The sequence below is a fragment of the Streptomyces sp. NPDC008150 genome (genome assembly GCF_042956945.1).
Taxonomy (GTDB): domain Bacteria; phylum Actinomycetota; class Actinomycetes; order Streptomycetales; family Streptomycetaceae; genus Streptomyces.
This window is the reverse complement of record NZ_JBIBHJ010000014.1, coordinates 56,502-71,688: the sequence shown is the minus strand read 5'-3', so window position 1 is coordinate 71,688 and position 15,187 is coordinate 56,502. Positions and strand designations below refer to the sequence as shown.

Here is a 15,187-nt window from a genome sequence, read left to right as displayed (position 1 = left end):
CCCAGATGGCGGAGCTCACGATCCGGCCGGAGGAGATCCGGGACGCGCTGGAGAACTTTGTCCAGTCGTACCAGCCGGACGCGGCCTCGCGCGAGGAGGTCGGTACGGTCACCGTCGCCGGCGACGGTATCGCCAAGATCGAGGGTCTTCCCTCGGCCATGGCCAACGAGCTGCTGAAGTTCGAGGACGGCACTCTCGGCCTCGCGCTGAACCTTGAAGAGCGCGAGATCGGCGCCGTCGTCCTCGGCGAGTTCAGCGGTGTCGAAGAGGGCCAGCCGGTGCACCGCACCGGTGAGGTGCTCTCCGTCGCGGTCGGCGAGGGCTACCTCGGCCGCGTCGTCGACCCGCTCGGCAACCCGATCGACGGCCTCGGCGAGATCGAGACGTCCGGCCGCCGCGCCCTGGAGCTGCAGGCTCCGGGCGTCATGGTCCGCAAGTCGGTGCACGAGCCGATGGAGACCGGCTACAAGGCCGTCGACGCGATGACCCCGATCGGCCGCGGTCAGCGTCAGCTGATCATCGGCGACCGCCAGACGGGCAAGACCGCCCTGGCCGTCGACACGATCATCAACCAGCGCGACAACTGGCGCTCGGGCGACACGAACAAGCAGGTCCGCTGCATCTACGTCGCCATCGGCCAGAAGGGCTCGACCATCGCCTCCGTGCGTGGCGCCCTCGAAGAGGCCGGCGCGCTGGAGTACACGACCATCGTCGCCGCCCCGGCGTCCGACCCGGCCGGCTTCAAGTACCTTGCGCCGTACACCGGTTCGGCCATCGGTCAGCAGTGGATGTACGAGGGCAAGCACGTCCTCATCATCTTCGACGACCTCTCGAAGCAGGCCGACGCCTACCGCGCCGTGTCCCTCCTGCTGCGCCGCCCGCCGGGCCGCGAGGCCTACCCCGGTGACGTCTTCTACCTGCACTCCCGTCTGCTGGAGCGCTGCGCGAAGCTCTCCGACGACCTCGGCGCCGGTTCGATGACGGGTCTGCCGATCGTCGAGACCAAGGCGAACGACGTGTCGGCGTTCATCCCGACCAACGTCATCTCCATCACCGACGGCCAGTGCTTCCTGGAGTCGGACCTCTTCAACGCCGGTCAGCGCCCCGCGCTGAACGTCGGTATCTCCGTCTCCCGAGTCGGCGGTTCCGCGCAGCACAAGGCGATGAAGCAGGTCTCCGGCCGTCTGCGCCTCGACCTGGCCCAGTACCGCGAGCTGGAGGCGTTCGCCGCCTTCGGTTCCGACCTGGACGCCGCGTCGAAGTCGCAGCTGGAGCGCGGTCAGCGTCTGGTCGAGCTGCTCAAGCAGCCCCAGTACCAGCCGATGCGCACCGAGGACCAGGTCGTCTCCGTGTGGTCCGCCACCACGGGCAAGATGGACGACGTCCCGGTCGACGACATCCGCCGCTTCGAGACGGAGCTCCTGGAGTACCTGCACCGCAAGGAGCAGGGCCTCATGACCTCCATCAAGGAGGGCGGCAAGATGTCCGACGACACGCTCACCGCCGTCGCGGACGCCATCGTCGACTTCAAGAAGCAGTTCGAGACCTCGGACGGGAAGCTTCTCGGCGAGGACGCTCCGGCCGCCGCCAAGTGACGTAAGGAAGGGACCTGACTCATGGGAGCCCAGCTCCGGGTCTACAAGCGTCGCATCCGATCCGTCACCGCGACCAAGAAGATCACCAAGGCGATGGAGATGATCGCCGCCTCGCGCGTCGTCAAGGCGCAGCGCAAGGTGGCGGCCTCCACGCCCTACGCGACCGAGCTCACGCGCGCGGTCACGGCGGTCGGCACCGGGTCGAACACCAAGCACCCGCTGACCACCGAGGCCGAGACGGCGACCCGTGTCGCGGTGCTGCTCCTCACGAGCGACCGCGGACTGGCCGGCGCCTTCAACTCCAACGCCATCAAGGCGGCGGAGCAGTTGACCGCCCGCCTCGAGGGCGAGGGCAAGGAGGTCGACACGTACATCGTCGGCCGCCGCGGTCTGGCCCACTACAACTTCCGCGAGCGCAAGGTCGTGGAGTCGTGGTCGGGCTTCACCGACGAGCCCACGTACGCGGACGCGAAGAAGGTCGCGGGTCCGCTGATCGAGGCGATCGAGAAGGAGACGGCGGAGGGCGGCGTGGACGAACTCCACATCGTCTACACCGAGTTCGTCTCGATGATGACGCAGTCGGCCATCGACGGCCGCCTGCTGCCGCTTCGCCTCGAAGAGGTCGCGGAGGAGGCGCCCAAGGGCGAGATCCTTCCGCTGTTCGAGTTCGAGCCGTCGGCGGAGGACGTCCTCGACGCCCTGCTGCCGCGCTACGTCGAGAGCCGTATCTACAACGCGATGCTCCAGTCGGCCGCTTCCAAGCACGCCGCCACGCGCCGCGCGATGAAGTCGGCGACCGACAACGCGGGAGACCTGATCACCACGCTCTCCCGACTTGCCAATGCGGCCCGCCAGGCCGAAATCACCCAGGAAATCAGCGAGATCGTCGGCGGCTCCGCAGCGCTTGCCGACGCATCCGCGGGGAGTGACAAGTAATGACGACGACTTCTGAGACGGCCGTTGCCACGGGCCGCGTCGCCCGGGTCATCGGCCCGGTCGTCGACGTGGAGTTCCCCGTCGACGCGATGCCCGACATCTACAACGCGCTCCACGTCGAGGTGGAAGACCCCGCCACGGCCGGCGAGCGGAAGACGCTGACCCTGGAGGTCGCCCAGCACCTGGGTGACGGCCTGGTCCGCACGATCTCCATGCAGCCCACCGACGGTCTGGTCCGCCAGGCCGGCGTCACCGACACCGGCACCGGCATCACGGTTCCCGTCGGCGACTTCACCAAGGGCAAGGTGTTCAACACCCTCGGTGAGGTGCTGAACAGCGACGAGAAGTACTCGGGCGAGCGCTGGTCCATCCACCGCAAGGCCCCGCGCTTCGACGAGCTCGAGTCGAAGACCGAGATGTTCGAGACCGGCGTCAAGGTCATCGACCTCCTCACCCCGTACGTCAAGGGTGGAAAGATCGGTCTGTTCGGCGGTGCCGGTGTCGGCAAGACGGTGCTCATCCAGGAGATGATCTACCGCGTCGCCAACAACCACGACGGTGTCTCCGTGTTCGCCGGTGTCGGCGAGCGCACCCGTGAGGGCAACGACCTCATCGAGGAGATGTCCGACTCGGGCGTCATCGACAAGACCGCGCTTGTCTTCGGTCAGATGGACGAGCCCCCGGGCACCCGTCTGCGCGTGGCCCTCGCGGGTCTGACCATGGCGGAGTACTTCCGCGATGTGCAGAAGCAGGACGTGCTGTTCTTCATCGACAACATCTTCCGCTTCACGCAGGCCGGTTCCGAGGTCTCGACCCTGCTCGGCCGCATGCCCTCCGCGGTGGGCTACCAGCCGAACCTGGCCGACGAGATGGGCCTCCTCCAGGAGCGCATCACCTCGACCCGCGGTCACTCGATCACCTCGATGCAGGCGATCTACGTCCCCGCGGACGACCTGACCGACCCGGCCCCGGCCACCACGTTCGCCCACCTCGACGCGACGACGGTTCTCTCCCGTCCGATCTCCGAGAAGGGCATCTACCCGGCCGTGGACCCGCTGGACTCCACGTCCCGCATCCTGGACCCGCGCTACATCGCGGCGGACCACTACGCCGCCGCGATGCGGGTGAAGTCGGTCCTCCAGAAGTACAAGGACCTCCAGGACATCATCGCGATCCTCGGTATCGACGAGCTGGGCGAAGAGGACAAGCTCACCGTCCACCGTGCCCGTCGCGTGGAGCGCTTCCTGTCCCAGAACACCCACGTCGCCAAGCAGTTCACCGGCGTCGACGGGTCGGACGTGCCGCTGGACGAGTCGATCACCGCGTTCAACGCGATCATCGACGGCGACTACGACCACTTCCCGGAGCAGGCGTTCTTCCTCTGCGGTGGCATTGAGGACCTCAAGGCCAACGCCAAGGAGCTGGGCGTCTCCTGAGCCCCGAGCTCGGACGGCAGGGGCGGGGCACGTCCCCCGGGGTCTGAGACCCCGAGGGGGCTGTGTCCGCCCCTGTCTTCACGCCCACTAGAATTGACCCACACCCGGCACACCCGCCGGGTGGTGACCCGAGGAGCCAACCTTGGCTGCTGAGCTGCACGTCGAGCTGGTCGCTGCCGACCGCCAGGTCTGGTCCGGAGAGGCCACCCTGGTCGTCGCGCGCACCACCTCCGGCGACATCGGCGTCATGCCCGGTCACCAGCCGCTGCTCGGTGTGCTGGAGTCGGGCCCCGTGACCATCCGTACGAGTGACGGCGGGACGGTCGTCGCCGCGGTGCACGGCGGTTTCATCTCGTTCGCGGACAACAAGCTCTCGCTGCTCGCCGAGATCGCGGAGCTGTCCGACGAGATCGACGTCCAGCGCGCGGAGCGTGCGCTGGAGCGTGCGAAGTCGGACACGGACGACTCCGCCGAGCGTCGGGCGGACGTCCGCCTGCGCGCGGCGACGGGGCGCTGAGAGGCACCCGTACGGTATGACGTGACTCAGCCGCGGCGGGGACCGGAGCGATCCGGCCCCCGCCGCGGCTGAGGCAGATGTGGGTGTTTTTTCCGTTCCATTACCTAGGAGACGAGGAGGTCGGTGTCGATGGTCCTCGCTCTGACTGTGTGCGGAGCAGTTGTCGCACTCGTGGTGGTGGGTCTGTTCGTCTTCGGGATGCGACGCCGGCTCATCCAGCGTTCCGGCGGCACCTTCGACTGCAGCCTGCGCTGGGACACCCCCGAGGCCGGTCATGTCGACGTCAACGGCAAGGGCTGGAGCTACGGCATCGCCCGCTACAACGGCGACCGCATCGAGTGGTTCCGGGTCTTCTCCTACGCCCCGCGCCCGCGCCGCATCCTGGAGCGCTCGGCGATCGAGGTGGCCGGACGCCGGCTGCCGGAGGGCGAGGAGGAACTGGCGCTGCTCTCCGACGCCGTCGTCCTGGCCTGCCTGCACAAGGGCACGCGCCTCGAACTCGCGCTGAGCGACGACGCGTTGACCGGTTTCCTCGCCTGGCTGGAGGCTGCGCCCCCCGGGCAGCGGGTGAACGTCGCCTGAGAGCCCGCTGGTTGAGAGCCCGAACGAAGAATCCCCCCGGACCGCCGTCCGGGGGGATTCTCACGTCCTGTCCAACCGTGTTACGACAGGCCGCTGTTGATGGCGCTCACCAGCTCACCGTTGCTGGTGTCTCCGCTGAACTCCCAGAAGAACGCGCCGCCCAGACCCTGGGTCTTGGCCCACGCCATCTTCGTGGCGATGGTCGCCGGGGTGTCGTACGACCACCAGTTGGTGCCGCAGTGCGCGTACGCGGTGCCCGCGATGGTGCCGGTGACCGGGCAGGACGTCTTGAGCACCTTGTAGTCCTCGATGCCCGCCTCGTACGTGCCCGGTGCCGCGCCCGTGGCCGTGCCGCCCGGCGCGTCCTGCGTGACGCCGGTCCAGCCGCGTCCGTAGAAGCCGATGCCGATCAGCAGTTTCTTGGCCGGGACGCCTGCCGCCTTGTACTTGGCGATCGCGTCGGCGGTGTCGAAGCCGGCCTGCGGGATGCCGGTGTACGAGGTCAGCGGCGAGTGCGGGGCGGTCGGACCGTCCGCGTCGAAGGCGCCGAAGAAGTCGTACGACATCACGTTGTACCAGTCGAGGTACTGCGCGGCGCCCGCGTAGTCGGCCTTCTCGATCTTGCCGCCGGCCGAGCCGTCCGCGGTGACCGCGGCGGTGACCAGGTTGCTGCTGCCGAACTTCGAGCGCAGGGCGCTCACGACGTTCTTGAACGCCGCGGCACCGCTGGTGTCGCAGGTCAGACCGCAGGCGTTCGGGTACTCCCAGTCGATGTCGATGCCGTCGAAGACATCGGCCCAGCGCGGGTCCTCGACCAGGTCGTAGCAGGACTGCGCGAAGGCCGCCGGGTTCTGGGCCGCCTGGGCGAAGCCGCCGGACCAGGTCCAGCCGCCGAAGGACCAGATCACCTTGATGTTCGGGTACTTGGCCTTCAGCTCGCGGAGCTGGTTGAAGTTGCCGCGCAGCGGCTGGTCCCAGGTGTCGGCGACGCCGTTGACGGCGATGTCGGCGGTGAACGCCTTGTCGTAGTCGGCGTACGAGTCGCCGATCGCGCACTTGCCGCCGGTCACGTTGCCGAAGGCGTAGTTGATGTGCGTGATCTTCGCGGCCGAGCCCGACGTCACGAGGTTCTTGACGTTGTAGTTGCGGCCGTAGATGCCCCAGTCGGTGAAGTAACCGAGCTTGACCGCGCCCGAGGTGGCCGGGGGAGGCGTGGTGGTGCCGCCGGTGGTGTGGACCGCGACGGCGCCGCTGACCGGTCCGGTCTGGTCGGCGGTGTCACGGGCCTGCACGGTGTAGGAGTAGTCCTTGCCGGCGGTCAGACCGCTGTCCGAGTACGACGTCGTCGTCACGGTGGCGACCTTCGTGCCGTCGCGCAGCACGTCGTAGTTCTTGACGCCCTTGTCGTCGGTGGCCGCGGTCCAGGCCAGCTTGACCGAGGTGTCGGTGATCGACGAGGCGGTCGGCGTGCCGGGCGCGGACGGTGCCGCGTCCCCGGGCACCGTGGTGCCGCCGTCGCAACTGGCGCCGTTGAGCGTGCAGTTGGTCGGGGAGCCGGAGCCGGTGCCGTTGAATCCGAAGGAGACGGACGCACCGGGGGCGAGCGTGCCGTTGTAGGACTTGTTCACCGCCGTCCAGTGGGTCCCGGAGTTGGTGACGGTGGCGTCCCAGGCTCCGCTGGCGGAGGTCCCGGACGGGTAGTCCCACTGGACCGACCACGAACTGATGGTGGTGGTGCCGGTGTTCTTGACCGTCCAGCCCGCGGAGAAGCCGGTTCCCCAGTCGGAGGACTTGGTGTAGGTGGCGGTCGCGGAGGTGGCTGCCTGGGCGGGGCTCGCGAGACCCACCAGGGCGGCGAGCGGAAGCAGGAGGGAGGTGAATCCCGCCGCGGCTCTGAGTCTGAAGCGCATGTGCGCCTCCTCGGTTTTGTCGGGGGCATGACCGAGCTGAGTGCAGTGCCGCGAGAATAGGAAAGGTCTGGACCATCGGTCAAGAGGTCCAGACCACTTCTGCTTTACTCGTTCTTGCCGCCAACTCCCGTGCTACTCAGGGGGTTTGACCATCGCTTGACTGGTAACGCGCAGGTCGCGCGGGCCGTTCAGCGCTCCCCGCCCGGCACCCACAGCACGTCGCCCGTCTCCGCGTTCGCCGTCCGCGCCAGGATGAACAACAGGTCCGAGAGCCGGTTCAGATAGGTCGCCGTCAGCGGGTTCATCACCTCGGCGTGCACCTCCGCCGCCGCCCACGTCGACCGCTCGGCCCGCCGCACGACCGTGCACGCCTGGTGCAGCAGGGCGGCCCCCGCCGTACCCCCCGGCAGGATGAACGAGCGCAGCTTCTCCAGCTCCTCGTTGAAGCGGTCGCAGTCCGCCTCCAGCCGGTCGATGTAGAACTGCTCCACCCGCAGCGGCGGGAACTCCGGGTTCTCCACCACCGGGGTCGACAGGTCGGCGCCCACGTCGAACAGGTCGTTCTGCACCCGGGTGAGGACCTTCACCACGTCCGCGGACAGGCCGCCCAGCGCGATCGCCGTGCCGATCGCCGCGTTCGCCTCGTTGGCGTCCGCGTAGGCGGCGATCCTGAGGTCCGTCTTGGGGACCCGGCTCATGTCCCCGAGGGCGGTGGTGCCCTTGTCGCCGGTCCTGGTGTAGATGCGCGTCAGATTGACCATGGGACCAGCGTAGTTACGCCGCCGCGCCGGGGAAGGTCCGCGGCGCCCGCGCGTGCGTCGCGGGGAGGTGGTCCGTGTCACCCGCCCCCGCCGCGACTGCTCACGGACGGTCAACTAGGCCGTACGGGGCGCGCCCTGACGACTGCCGGTGTGATGTCCGTCAATTGAGACGTGACGCGCGTTACTTACCGGTCACACCGCACCTCCCGGACGCTAGTGTCCGCCCGAGAGGACCCGTTGGAGCCACGGCCCGCGCGCCCGAGAGGTGCCGGCCGGACCGCGGGTGGGAGAGTCCGCAGCAGCGCACAGGTGGGTAAGAGGAGTCGGAGTGGCACGCAAGCTGGCCGTCATCGGAGCCGGTCTCATGGGTTCGGGCATCGCCCAGGTCTCCGCGCAGGCGGGCTGGGACGTCGTCCTGCGCGACGTCACCGACGAGGCACTGGAACGCGGGGTCGGCGGCATCGAGGCGTCGCTGCGCAAGTTCGTCGCCAAGGGCCGCGTCGAGGCCCACGACGCGGACGCCGCTCTCGGCCGCATCACCGCGACCACCGACCTGGCGGACGCCGCCGACGCGGACGTGGTCGTCGAGGCCGTCTTCGAGAAGATCGAGATCAAGCACGAGATCTTCCGCGCGCTCGACGACATCGTGCGGCCCGAGACCGTGCTCGCCTCCAACACCTCCGCCATTCCGATCACCAAGATCGCCGCCGCGACCCGGCACCCGGAGCGGGTCGTCGGCGCGCACTTCTTCTCGCCGGTGCCGATGATGCAGCTGTGCGAGCTGGTGCGCGGCTACAAGACCAGCGACGAAACCCTCGCCACGGCAAGGGAGTTCGCGGAGTCGGTCGGCAAGACCTGCATCGTCGTCAACCGCGACGTGGCCGGCTTCGTCACCACCCGGCTCATCTCGGCCCTCGTCGTGGAGGCCGCGAAGCTCTACGAGTCGGGCGTCGCCACGGCCGAGGACATCGACCTCGCCTGCAAGCTGGGCTTCGGCCACGCGATGGGCCCGCTCGCCACCGCGGACCTCACCGGCGTCGACATCCTGCTGCACGCGACCGGCAACATCTACACCGAGTCGCAGGACGAGAAGTTCGCCCCGCCGGAGCTGATGCGCCGGATGGTGGACGCCGGTGACATCGGGCGCAAGAGCGGGCAGGGCTTCTACAAGCACTGACGCGGGCACCAAACACAGCAATGAATCCGTACAGCCCCCCGGCGGCTCACCCGCAGGGGTGAATTCGGTATCGGTTCGCTTACAGACGGCAACCTCCTCACTGCGGATGCAGTCAGACGTTGCACAACCACCGTCACGGAGTTCGTCGACGCACTCACGGGAGCGCATATGCACATCAGGGGCGACCACGCCGAGCTGGTCGTCGGGGGCCGCCTCGACGTCCGGAGCGCGGCGGACGCCCGTACGGTCCTGCACTCGGCCGTCGACGACGGAGCCGGCGACCTGGTGCTCGACCTGTCCGAGCTGGACTCCTGGGACGCCACCGGACTCGGGGTGATCATGGGTGCCCACCGGCGGGCCGGCCGCTGCGGCCGGCGGCTGGTGCTGCGCGGCGTGCCGCCGCAGATGCAACGCCTGCTGGTGGCCACCCGGCTGCACCGCATCCTCGCCATCGAGGGCGCCCCGGGCGTGGAGCCGCTGCCCCACGTGTGACGGGCGGGCGCGGACGGCGCCGGACCGGCGGACGCGGGAACGGGGACGGGGACGGGGACGGACGGGCGTACGGCACGTCGGCGCGCCACGGCCGCGCCGGGCCCAACTGCCGCTCCGCGCGCGGCCGGTGAGGTCCGTCGGGTCCCCGGCGGTGCGCACCGGGCCCCCGGGCAGATCGTCCCGAACCGTGCGACGCGCCCAATCCTCACGAGACCGTGATGTCTCGGACGGCGCGGGGCCCCGCCCTGTCGTGGATACTGGCCAAAGGTTTAGGGTTCGGTCGCCCGCTCCTGTCCGACCACCCTTGAGCGGGCCCGGACCAGAAGCGACAGCGAAGTGTGCGGCAAGGCCGGGAGGGGCTTCGCGCACGACGCTTTTGGGGGGCTTTGACCTATGGAACCGATCAAACCGGGACCCGAGGAGTTCGGTCCTGCCGGCGACGACAGTCCGCCGCGCCAGCGTCCGCCCCGGGATCCTCTGACACCCGACTTCGGACAGCACCTGCCCGTACCGCTCGCCCGCACGGCGCGGCTCGCCACCGGCGAGTACCTGCTCACCGTCAATCCGGTGGACGGCAGCGAGGTCGAGATCCGGCCGCCCGCGGAGCGGGGCGAGCGCCCGCGCAGGCTCACCGCCGAACAGCGCGCCGCGAGCGAGCGCGCGGGCCGCCTGCCGGTGCCGTCCGGCCCGGCCCAGCCCGCACCGCCGCTCCTGCACCGGCAGGACGAGCGGGAGGAACTGGTCCGCATGATCGCCCGGGGCCGCTCGGTGCGCCTGACGGGCCCCTCGGGCTCGGGCCGCACCAGCCTCCTCGACGTCGTCGCGGACGACTGCTCGGACCTCGCGCCCGACGGCGTGGTCCGGCTGTGCGGACTGCACCGCACCGCCAACGACCTGCTCTACGACCTCTTCTACGCGGTGCACGACGCCGCCGGGTTCCGGCCCGAGGGCGACGAACTCCTCGAACTGGTACGGGAGATCGGCGCCGTCGTGGTCGTAGACGACCTGGAGTTCGGCGAGAGCGCGCTCGACGAGCTGCTGGACGCCACCCCCGAGTGCGCGTTCCTGCTCGCCGCCACCCCCGACGTCCCGGCGCCCACCGCCGACTCCGGCATAGAGGAGGTCGCCATCGGCGGCCTCGACCGGGCGGGCGGCCTCGAACTCCTGGAACGTGCCGCGGGACGCTCCCTCACCGACGAGGAGCGGAACTGGGCGGGCGACCTCTGGTTCGAGTCCGAGGGGCTGCCGCTGCGCTTCGTGCAGGCCGGTGCCCTGCTGCGCCGCCGCGACCAGCAGCAGGCCGAGGCGGAGGCGTTCGACGACGCCGGCGTCTTCGACGGCACCCAGGCGGACGTGCCGGTCGAGGTGGCCGACAGCCCCGACGCCCCGCCGCCCTCGCTCGCCGAGGGCGCCGCGGCGGCCCGGCTGCTCGCCGCCGGACTCGGCGACTCCGCCCGCTTCACCCTGCGGCTCGCCGTCGCGCTCGGCGGCGAGGTGCCGCACCAGGCGCATCTGCCCGCGCTGATCGGCGACACCCACGCGGACGCCGCCCTCGGCGAACTCCTCGACAGCGCGCTGATCTCCCCGGCCGGGGTGCGCTACCGGCTCGCCGCCGGCGTGCGCACGCAGCTGGAGGCCGCCGGGTACGCCGACGACATCGAGGCCACCGCGCTCACCGCCGCCCGGCACTACGCCTGGTGGGCCGGGCACCCCTCGGTCACGCCCGAGAGGGTGTGCGCCGAGGCGGACGCCGTGCTCGCCGCGCTCGCGGTCCTGGTGCCCGTCACCACGCCGCCGCGGGAGGGCGAGGAGAGCGTCACGGTGCGTCTGGCCCGCGCGGCCGCGCCCGCGTTCGCCGCGGGCGGCCACTGGAGCGCCTGGGAGCGGGCCCTGCGGTCCGGCACCGAGGCGTCCCGGCTGGCCGGCGAGGTGGCCGACCAGGCGTACTTCCACCACGAGCTGGGCGTCCTCGCGCTCTGCGTCGGGCTGCTCGACCGGGCCCGCGCCGAGCTGGAGGCGTCCATCGGCCTGCGCGGCGCCGTCGCCGACAAGCGCGGCAGCGTCGCGGGCCGCCGCGCGCTGGCCCTGGTGGACGACCGCTCCGGCACCCGGTCCGCGCTGCTGGCGACCGTGGGGGAGGAGGTGCCCGAGGCCCGCTCCGAGGAGTCGGCGCCGCCGTCCGGGGCCGCCCTCGTGCCGTTCCCGCAGCTGCGGCTGCCCGACGACGAGCCCGCGACGGTCATCAGCCACCGCCTGCCCGCCGGGGCCGCCGTGCCGAAGCAGCGGGGCGGTCTGCGGAGCCTGGCCAAGCGGAACATGGTCGCGGCCGGCGCGGGTGCGCTGCTGGTCGCGGTGCTGGGCACCGTCGTGACGCTGGGCGCCACCTCCCACGAGGACGCCGACAGCCCGTCGCGCAAGGCGGGCGCCAACCCGTCCGCCACGCAGGGCACCGGCAGCGACAGCCTGGGCGCCGACAGGGCGAACAGCGACTCCGGCGGTGACACGGGCTCGGCGACCAGCAGGCCGACCGACCCGGGCCCCGACGGCACGCTCGGCACCAGCGACGACCCGACGCCGCCGGCGGAGGAGCCGTCCGCGTCGGCGACCGGCACGAAGGCGGGCGGGACGTCGTCGAAGCCGTCGGCGTCCACGACGCCGGGGAAGACGTCGAAGCCCACGAAGTCGACGAAGCCCACGAAGCCGACCACGCCCCCGCCGACCGACGAGACGTCCGAGCCGACCGGCGGTGACTCCTCGGAACCGCCGACCGACGACCCGACGCCCGACCCGTCGGACACCGAGAGCACCGAGCCCTCGACCACCGACTCCGCGAGCGGTCCCGTCGCGACGAACTCGGCCGAGGAGAGCGGGAGTTCGGCAACGAGCGCGGCCACGCAGACCGCGCCCGCGGGCGGCGTGATCTGACGTCGGCACACAGCGCAGGGGCCGGGTCCGAAACGTCGGACCCGGCCCCTCGTCGTACCGTGCCGCGCGGCCCGCGGCCGACTTCCCTCAGAACAGCCGGAGTTTGTCGTCCTCGATGCCGCGCATCGCGTCGTAGTCCAGGACCTGGCAGCCGATGCCGCGGTCCGTGGCGAGCACGCGGGCCTGCGGTTTGATCTCCTGCGCCGCGAACACGCCGCGCACCGGGGCGAGATGGGGATCGCGGTTCAACAGCTCCAGATACCGGGTGAGTTGCTCCACGCCGTCGATGTCGCCGCGCCGCTTGAGCTCCACCGCGACGGTCTGCCCCTCGGCGTCCCGGCACAGGATGTCCACCGGTCCGATGGCCGTCATGTACTCGCGGCGGATCAGGGTGTAGCCCTCGCCGAGGATCTCGATGCGGTCGGCGAGCAGCTCCTGGAGGTGCGCTTCCACGCCGTCCTTGATCAGGCCGGGATCCACGCCGAGTTCGTGGGCGGAGTCGTGGAGGATCTCCTCCATCGTGATGATCAACTTTTCGCCCGCCTTGTTGACGACGGTCCACACGCCTTCTTCGTCGCCCGTGCCCTCCTTCAGGGTGCAGGGCGGCGACATCCAGTTCAGGGGCTTGTAGGCCCGGTCGTCCGCGTGGATGGACACGCTTCCGTCCGCCTTCACCAGGACGAGACGGGGGGCCGACGGGAGGTGGGCGGTGAGCCGGCCCGCGTAGTCGACGGAGCACCGGGCAATGACGAGACGCATGGTCGGCAACGCTACTCGACGGGCGGCGGTGCACGCGATTCGCCCTGGAAGACCCGTGTTCGGCAATGGCCGATTGTGTGCCCAACGGGGACTGCCTTTGTCTCCATTCGCCTGGTGCCGTGACGATTGGCTGCCTACCGTAGTGAACGGGAGGTCGCGACTCGTGCACGCAGAGTGCCCGTTCTCGTGAACTCCCTCAACTGTCCGGCAACCCCTGCTGGTCGGGGGTGCGAGAGGAGAACTCATGTCGCTCGACGTCTCACCGGCCCTACTCGAACAGGCCGAGCGAGGCGAGGTCGACGAAGCGGACTTCGTCGACTGCGTCCGGACCTCCCTCCCCTATGCGTGGGAGATGATCAGCTCCCTGGTGGCCCAGCTGAAGGTCGACGGCGGAGACTTCGCCGACAACCAGACGCCCCCGCCGGACGAGCACGCCCGCGGCGAACTGCTGCGGGCCCTCGCGAGTGACGCGATACGCGGAGCGCTCCAACGGCACTTCGGTGTCCGGCTGGCGTTCCAGAACTGCCACCGGGTGGCCGTCTTCCCGACGACCCCCGAGGTCGACGGGACGCTGGCGCGCTTCACCTCGGTCCGTAACCAACTGCTCAACCAGTCGCCGGAACTTCGGGACTGCTGACCCGGCGATCCATTGAACTGCCGTGTCCCTCGCGGGAGTTGTGGGACGTGGTGACAGGTTCCACGGGACGGTCCGCCCGGCGCCACCTGTCGCGGGAGCTCTTTGGTGTCCGGCGGCAGCGCGGGCACGCCACCGGCCGGGTCGGACCGGACCCGGCCGGTCTCCCCGCGGCGGCGGCCGGACCGCGCCGCCGGCGGGGCGTCCGCCGGGGCTGTCGTGCCGGGGCGGGGGTGCTCCCGGGCCGTCTCACCGCAGCCGGGGGAGTACCTCGGTGCCGAGCCGCCGGACGTTCTCCTCCGTGGCCGCCAGGTCGCCCGAGCCCTCGACGAGCAGGGCGAAGCGGGAGATGCCGGTCCGTTCGCGGGTGGCCGCCAGCCGGTCGGCGCACAGCCCGGCGGTGCCCACCGGGTGCAGTCCGCAGAGCAGTTCGGTGTACTCCTGCGGGTCGCGCATGCGGCGGGTCCGGCCGTCGACGGTGACATGGGCGCCGAGCCCCTGCCGCAGCCAGCCCGGCATCGTCTTCACCAGTGTCTCCACGGCGTCGCCGGTGCGGTCCGCGATCTGGCAGACGCCGGCCGAGACGTGCGCGGCGCCCGCGATCTCGTCGCCGTCGCGCCCGGCGGCACGGGCGTGCCGTTCCCACATGCCGATCATGTCGGCCTTCTCGTCGTCCCCCACGTGCATCCCGAGCAGCATCGGCATGCCCCGCTCGGCCGCCAGCCGCACGGTGCCCGGCGAGGTGCACGCGACCACGACCTCCGGTGCCGCGGGGTCCTCCAGCGCCTCCGAGGGGCGCGGCACGACCGGCACCTCGCGGAAGGCGTACCGCTCGCCGGCCGCGGACACCGCCGTCCCCTCCAGCCAGCGGGCCAGCAGATCGAGTGATTCCGGGAACCCCTTCTCGTACGCGGCGAGGCCCCCGCCGAACACCTCCAGGTCGACCCACGGGCCGCCGCGCCCCACGCCCAGGGTGAAGCGCCCGCCGCTGGTGACGTGCAGCAGCGCGGCCTGCTCGCCGAGCGCCACCGGGTGCACGGTCGGCAGCACGCTCACCGCGGTGCCGACGCGGATGCGGCGGGTGCGGCCGAGCAGCAGCGCGGCCAGGGTGATGGCGGACGGGCACGTGCCGTACGGGACGAAGTGGTGCTCGGCGAGCCAGACGGTGTCGAGCCCGGCCTCCTCGGCGACCTCCGCGGAGCGGACCGCCCGGTGCAGGGCCTCCCCCTGTCCCTGGCCCGGGAACTGGGCGGCCAGCACAAAACTTCCTACGCGCATCGAACTTTCCTGCTTCCTCGGCTCCGACAGGGAGCTCCCCCACCCGGCATAACCGGCCGACACGTGCCGAGGACACGGCCTCTCGGAGGATTTGCGGATTGTCTGGAGAATGCGGCGCGGTGGAGGGGGACTTGTGATGGTTGGCGGCCTACGCGTACCCCTGTCCGCGCCGCGTACGCTGGACG

At 70.8% G+C, this 15,187-nt stretch carries 13 protein-coding genes; 9 read left to right on the top strand and 4 right to left on the bottom strand.

Annotation, left to right across the window (positions count from 1 at the left end; genetic code table 11):
- Nucleotides 1–5: 5 nt before the first annotated feature.
- From atpA to ACFZA0_RS29140, 5 genes are all read left to right on the top strand, one after another.
- Complete coding sequence (gene atpA, locus ACFZA0_RS29160; protein WP_391022464.1) at nt 6–1,595, top strand: F0F1 ATP synthase subunit alpha; 1,590 nt, start codon at nt 6–8, stop codon at nt 1,593–1,595.
- A gap of 21 nt (nt 1,596–1,616) precedes the next feature.
- Nucleotides 1,617–2,531: a F0F1 ATP synthase subunit gamma gene (locus ACFZA0_RS29155; protein WP_391022462.1), complete on the top strand. Its 915-nt coding sequence runs from the start codon at nt 1,617–1,619 to the stop codon at nt 2,529–2,531.
- The gene (atpD, locus tag ACFZA0_RS29150; RefSeq protein ID WP_391022460.1) at nt 2,531–3,967 is read left to right on the top strand and encodes a F0F1 ATP synthase subunit beta; all 1,437 of its coding nucleotides are present in this window, start codon (nt 2,531–2,533) and stop codon (nt 3,965–3,967) included. The genes ACFZA0_RS29155 and atpD overlap by 1 nt, the downstream gene beginning before the upstream one ends.
- 142 nt (nt 3,968–4,109) lie before the next feature.
- On the top strand, nt 4,110–4,484 hold the full coding sequence (locus tag ACFZA0_RS29145) for a F0F1 ATP synthase subunit epsilon (protein WP_391022458.1): 375 nt from the start codon (nt 4,110–4,112) through the stop codon (nt 4,482–4,484).
- A 129-nt stretch (nt 4,485–4,613) separates the two neighbouring features.
- Nucleotides 4,614–5,066 (top strand): DUF2550 family protein, encoded by a 453-nt coding sequence (locus ACFZA0_RS29140; RefSeq protein WP_391022456.1) that lies wholly within the window; start codon nt 4,614–4,616, stop codon nt 5,064–5,066.
- An 80-nt stretch (nt 5,067–5,146) separates the two neighbouring features.
- Here the strand turns inward: ACFZA0_RS29140 and ACFZA0_RS29135 are convergent, their stop codons facing one another.
- Both ACFZA0_RS29135 and ACFZA0_RS29130 read right to left on the bottom strand, forming a co-directional pair.
- Nucleotides 5,147–6,976 carry a glycosyl hydrolase family 18 protein gene (locus tag ACFZA0_RS29135; protein ID WP_391022454.1) on the bottom strand — a complete coding sequence of 610 codons (1,830 nt, stop codon included), beginning with the start codon at nt 6,974–6,976 and terminating at the stop codon, nt 5,147–5,149.
- A gap of 188 nt (nt 6,977–7,164) precedes the next feature.
- Nucleotides 7,165–7,737, bottom strand: a complete 573-nt coding sequence (locus tag ACFZA0_RS29130; RefSeq protein WP_391022452.1) for a cob(I)yrinic acid a,c-diamide adenosyltransferase — start codon at nt 7,735–7,737, stop codon at nt 7,165–7,167.
- Between the two features lie 328 nt (nt 7,738–8,065).
- On the opposite strand from ACFZA0_RS29130, the gene ACFZA0_RS29125 reads away from it, so the two are divergent.
- From ACFZA0_RS29125 to ACFZA0_RS29115, 3 genes are all read left to right on the top strand, one after another.
- Nucleotides 8,066–8,914 carry a 3-hydroxyacyl-CoA dehydrogenase NAD-binding domain-containing protein gene (locus tag ACFZA0_RS29125; RefSeq protein ID WP_391022450.1) on the top strand — a complete coding sequence of 283 codons (849 nt, stop codon included), beginning with the start codon at nt 8,066–8,068 and terminating at the stop codon, nt 8,912–8,914.
- Between the two features lie 168 nt (nt 8,915–9,082).
- Complete coding sequence (locus tag ACFZA0_RS29120; RefSeq protein WP_391022448.1) at nt 9,083–9,406, top strand: anti-sigma factor antagonist; 324 nt, start codon at nt 9,083–9,085, stop codon at nt 9,404–9,406.
- 393 nt (nt 9,407–9,799) lie between these two features.
- On the top strand, nt 9,800–12,331 hold the full coding sequence (locus ACFZA0_RS29115) for an ATP-binding protein (protein ID WP_391022446.1): 2,532 nt from the start codon (nt 9,800–9,802) through the stop codon (nt 12,329–12,331).
- Nucleotides 12,332–12,418: 87 nt separating this feature from the next.
- Here ACFZA0_RS29115 and nucS read toward each other — a convergent pair whose 3' ends face one another.
- A complete protein-coding gene (gene nucS / locus ACFZA0_RS29110) occupies nt 12,419–13,090 on the bottom strand; it encodes an endonuclease NucS (RefSeq protein WP_391022444.1) in 672 nt (223 codons plus the stop codon).
- Nucleotides 13,091–13,334: 244 nt separating this feature from the next.
- Here nucS and ACFZA0_RS29105 point away from each other — a divergent pair, with 244 nt between their 5' ends.
- Nucleotides 13,335–13,727 carry an SCO5389 family protein gene (locus ACFZA0_RS29105; RefSeq protein ID WP_391022442.1) on the top strand — a complete coding sequence of 131 codons (393 nt, stop codon included), beginning with the start codon at nt 13,335–13,337 and terminating at the stop codon, nt 13,725–13,727.
- 246 nt (nt 13,728–13,973) lie between these two features.
- Here ACFZA0_RS29105 and ACFZA0_RS29100 read toward each other — a convergent pair whose 3' ends face one another.
- Entirely contained in the window at nt 13,974–15,002 is a 1,029-nt protein-coding gene (locus ACFZA0_RS29100; RefSeq protein ID WP_391022440.1) for an LLM class flavin-dependent oxidoreductase, read from the bottom strand.
- Nucleotides 15,003–15,187: the final 185 nt, after the last annotated feature.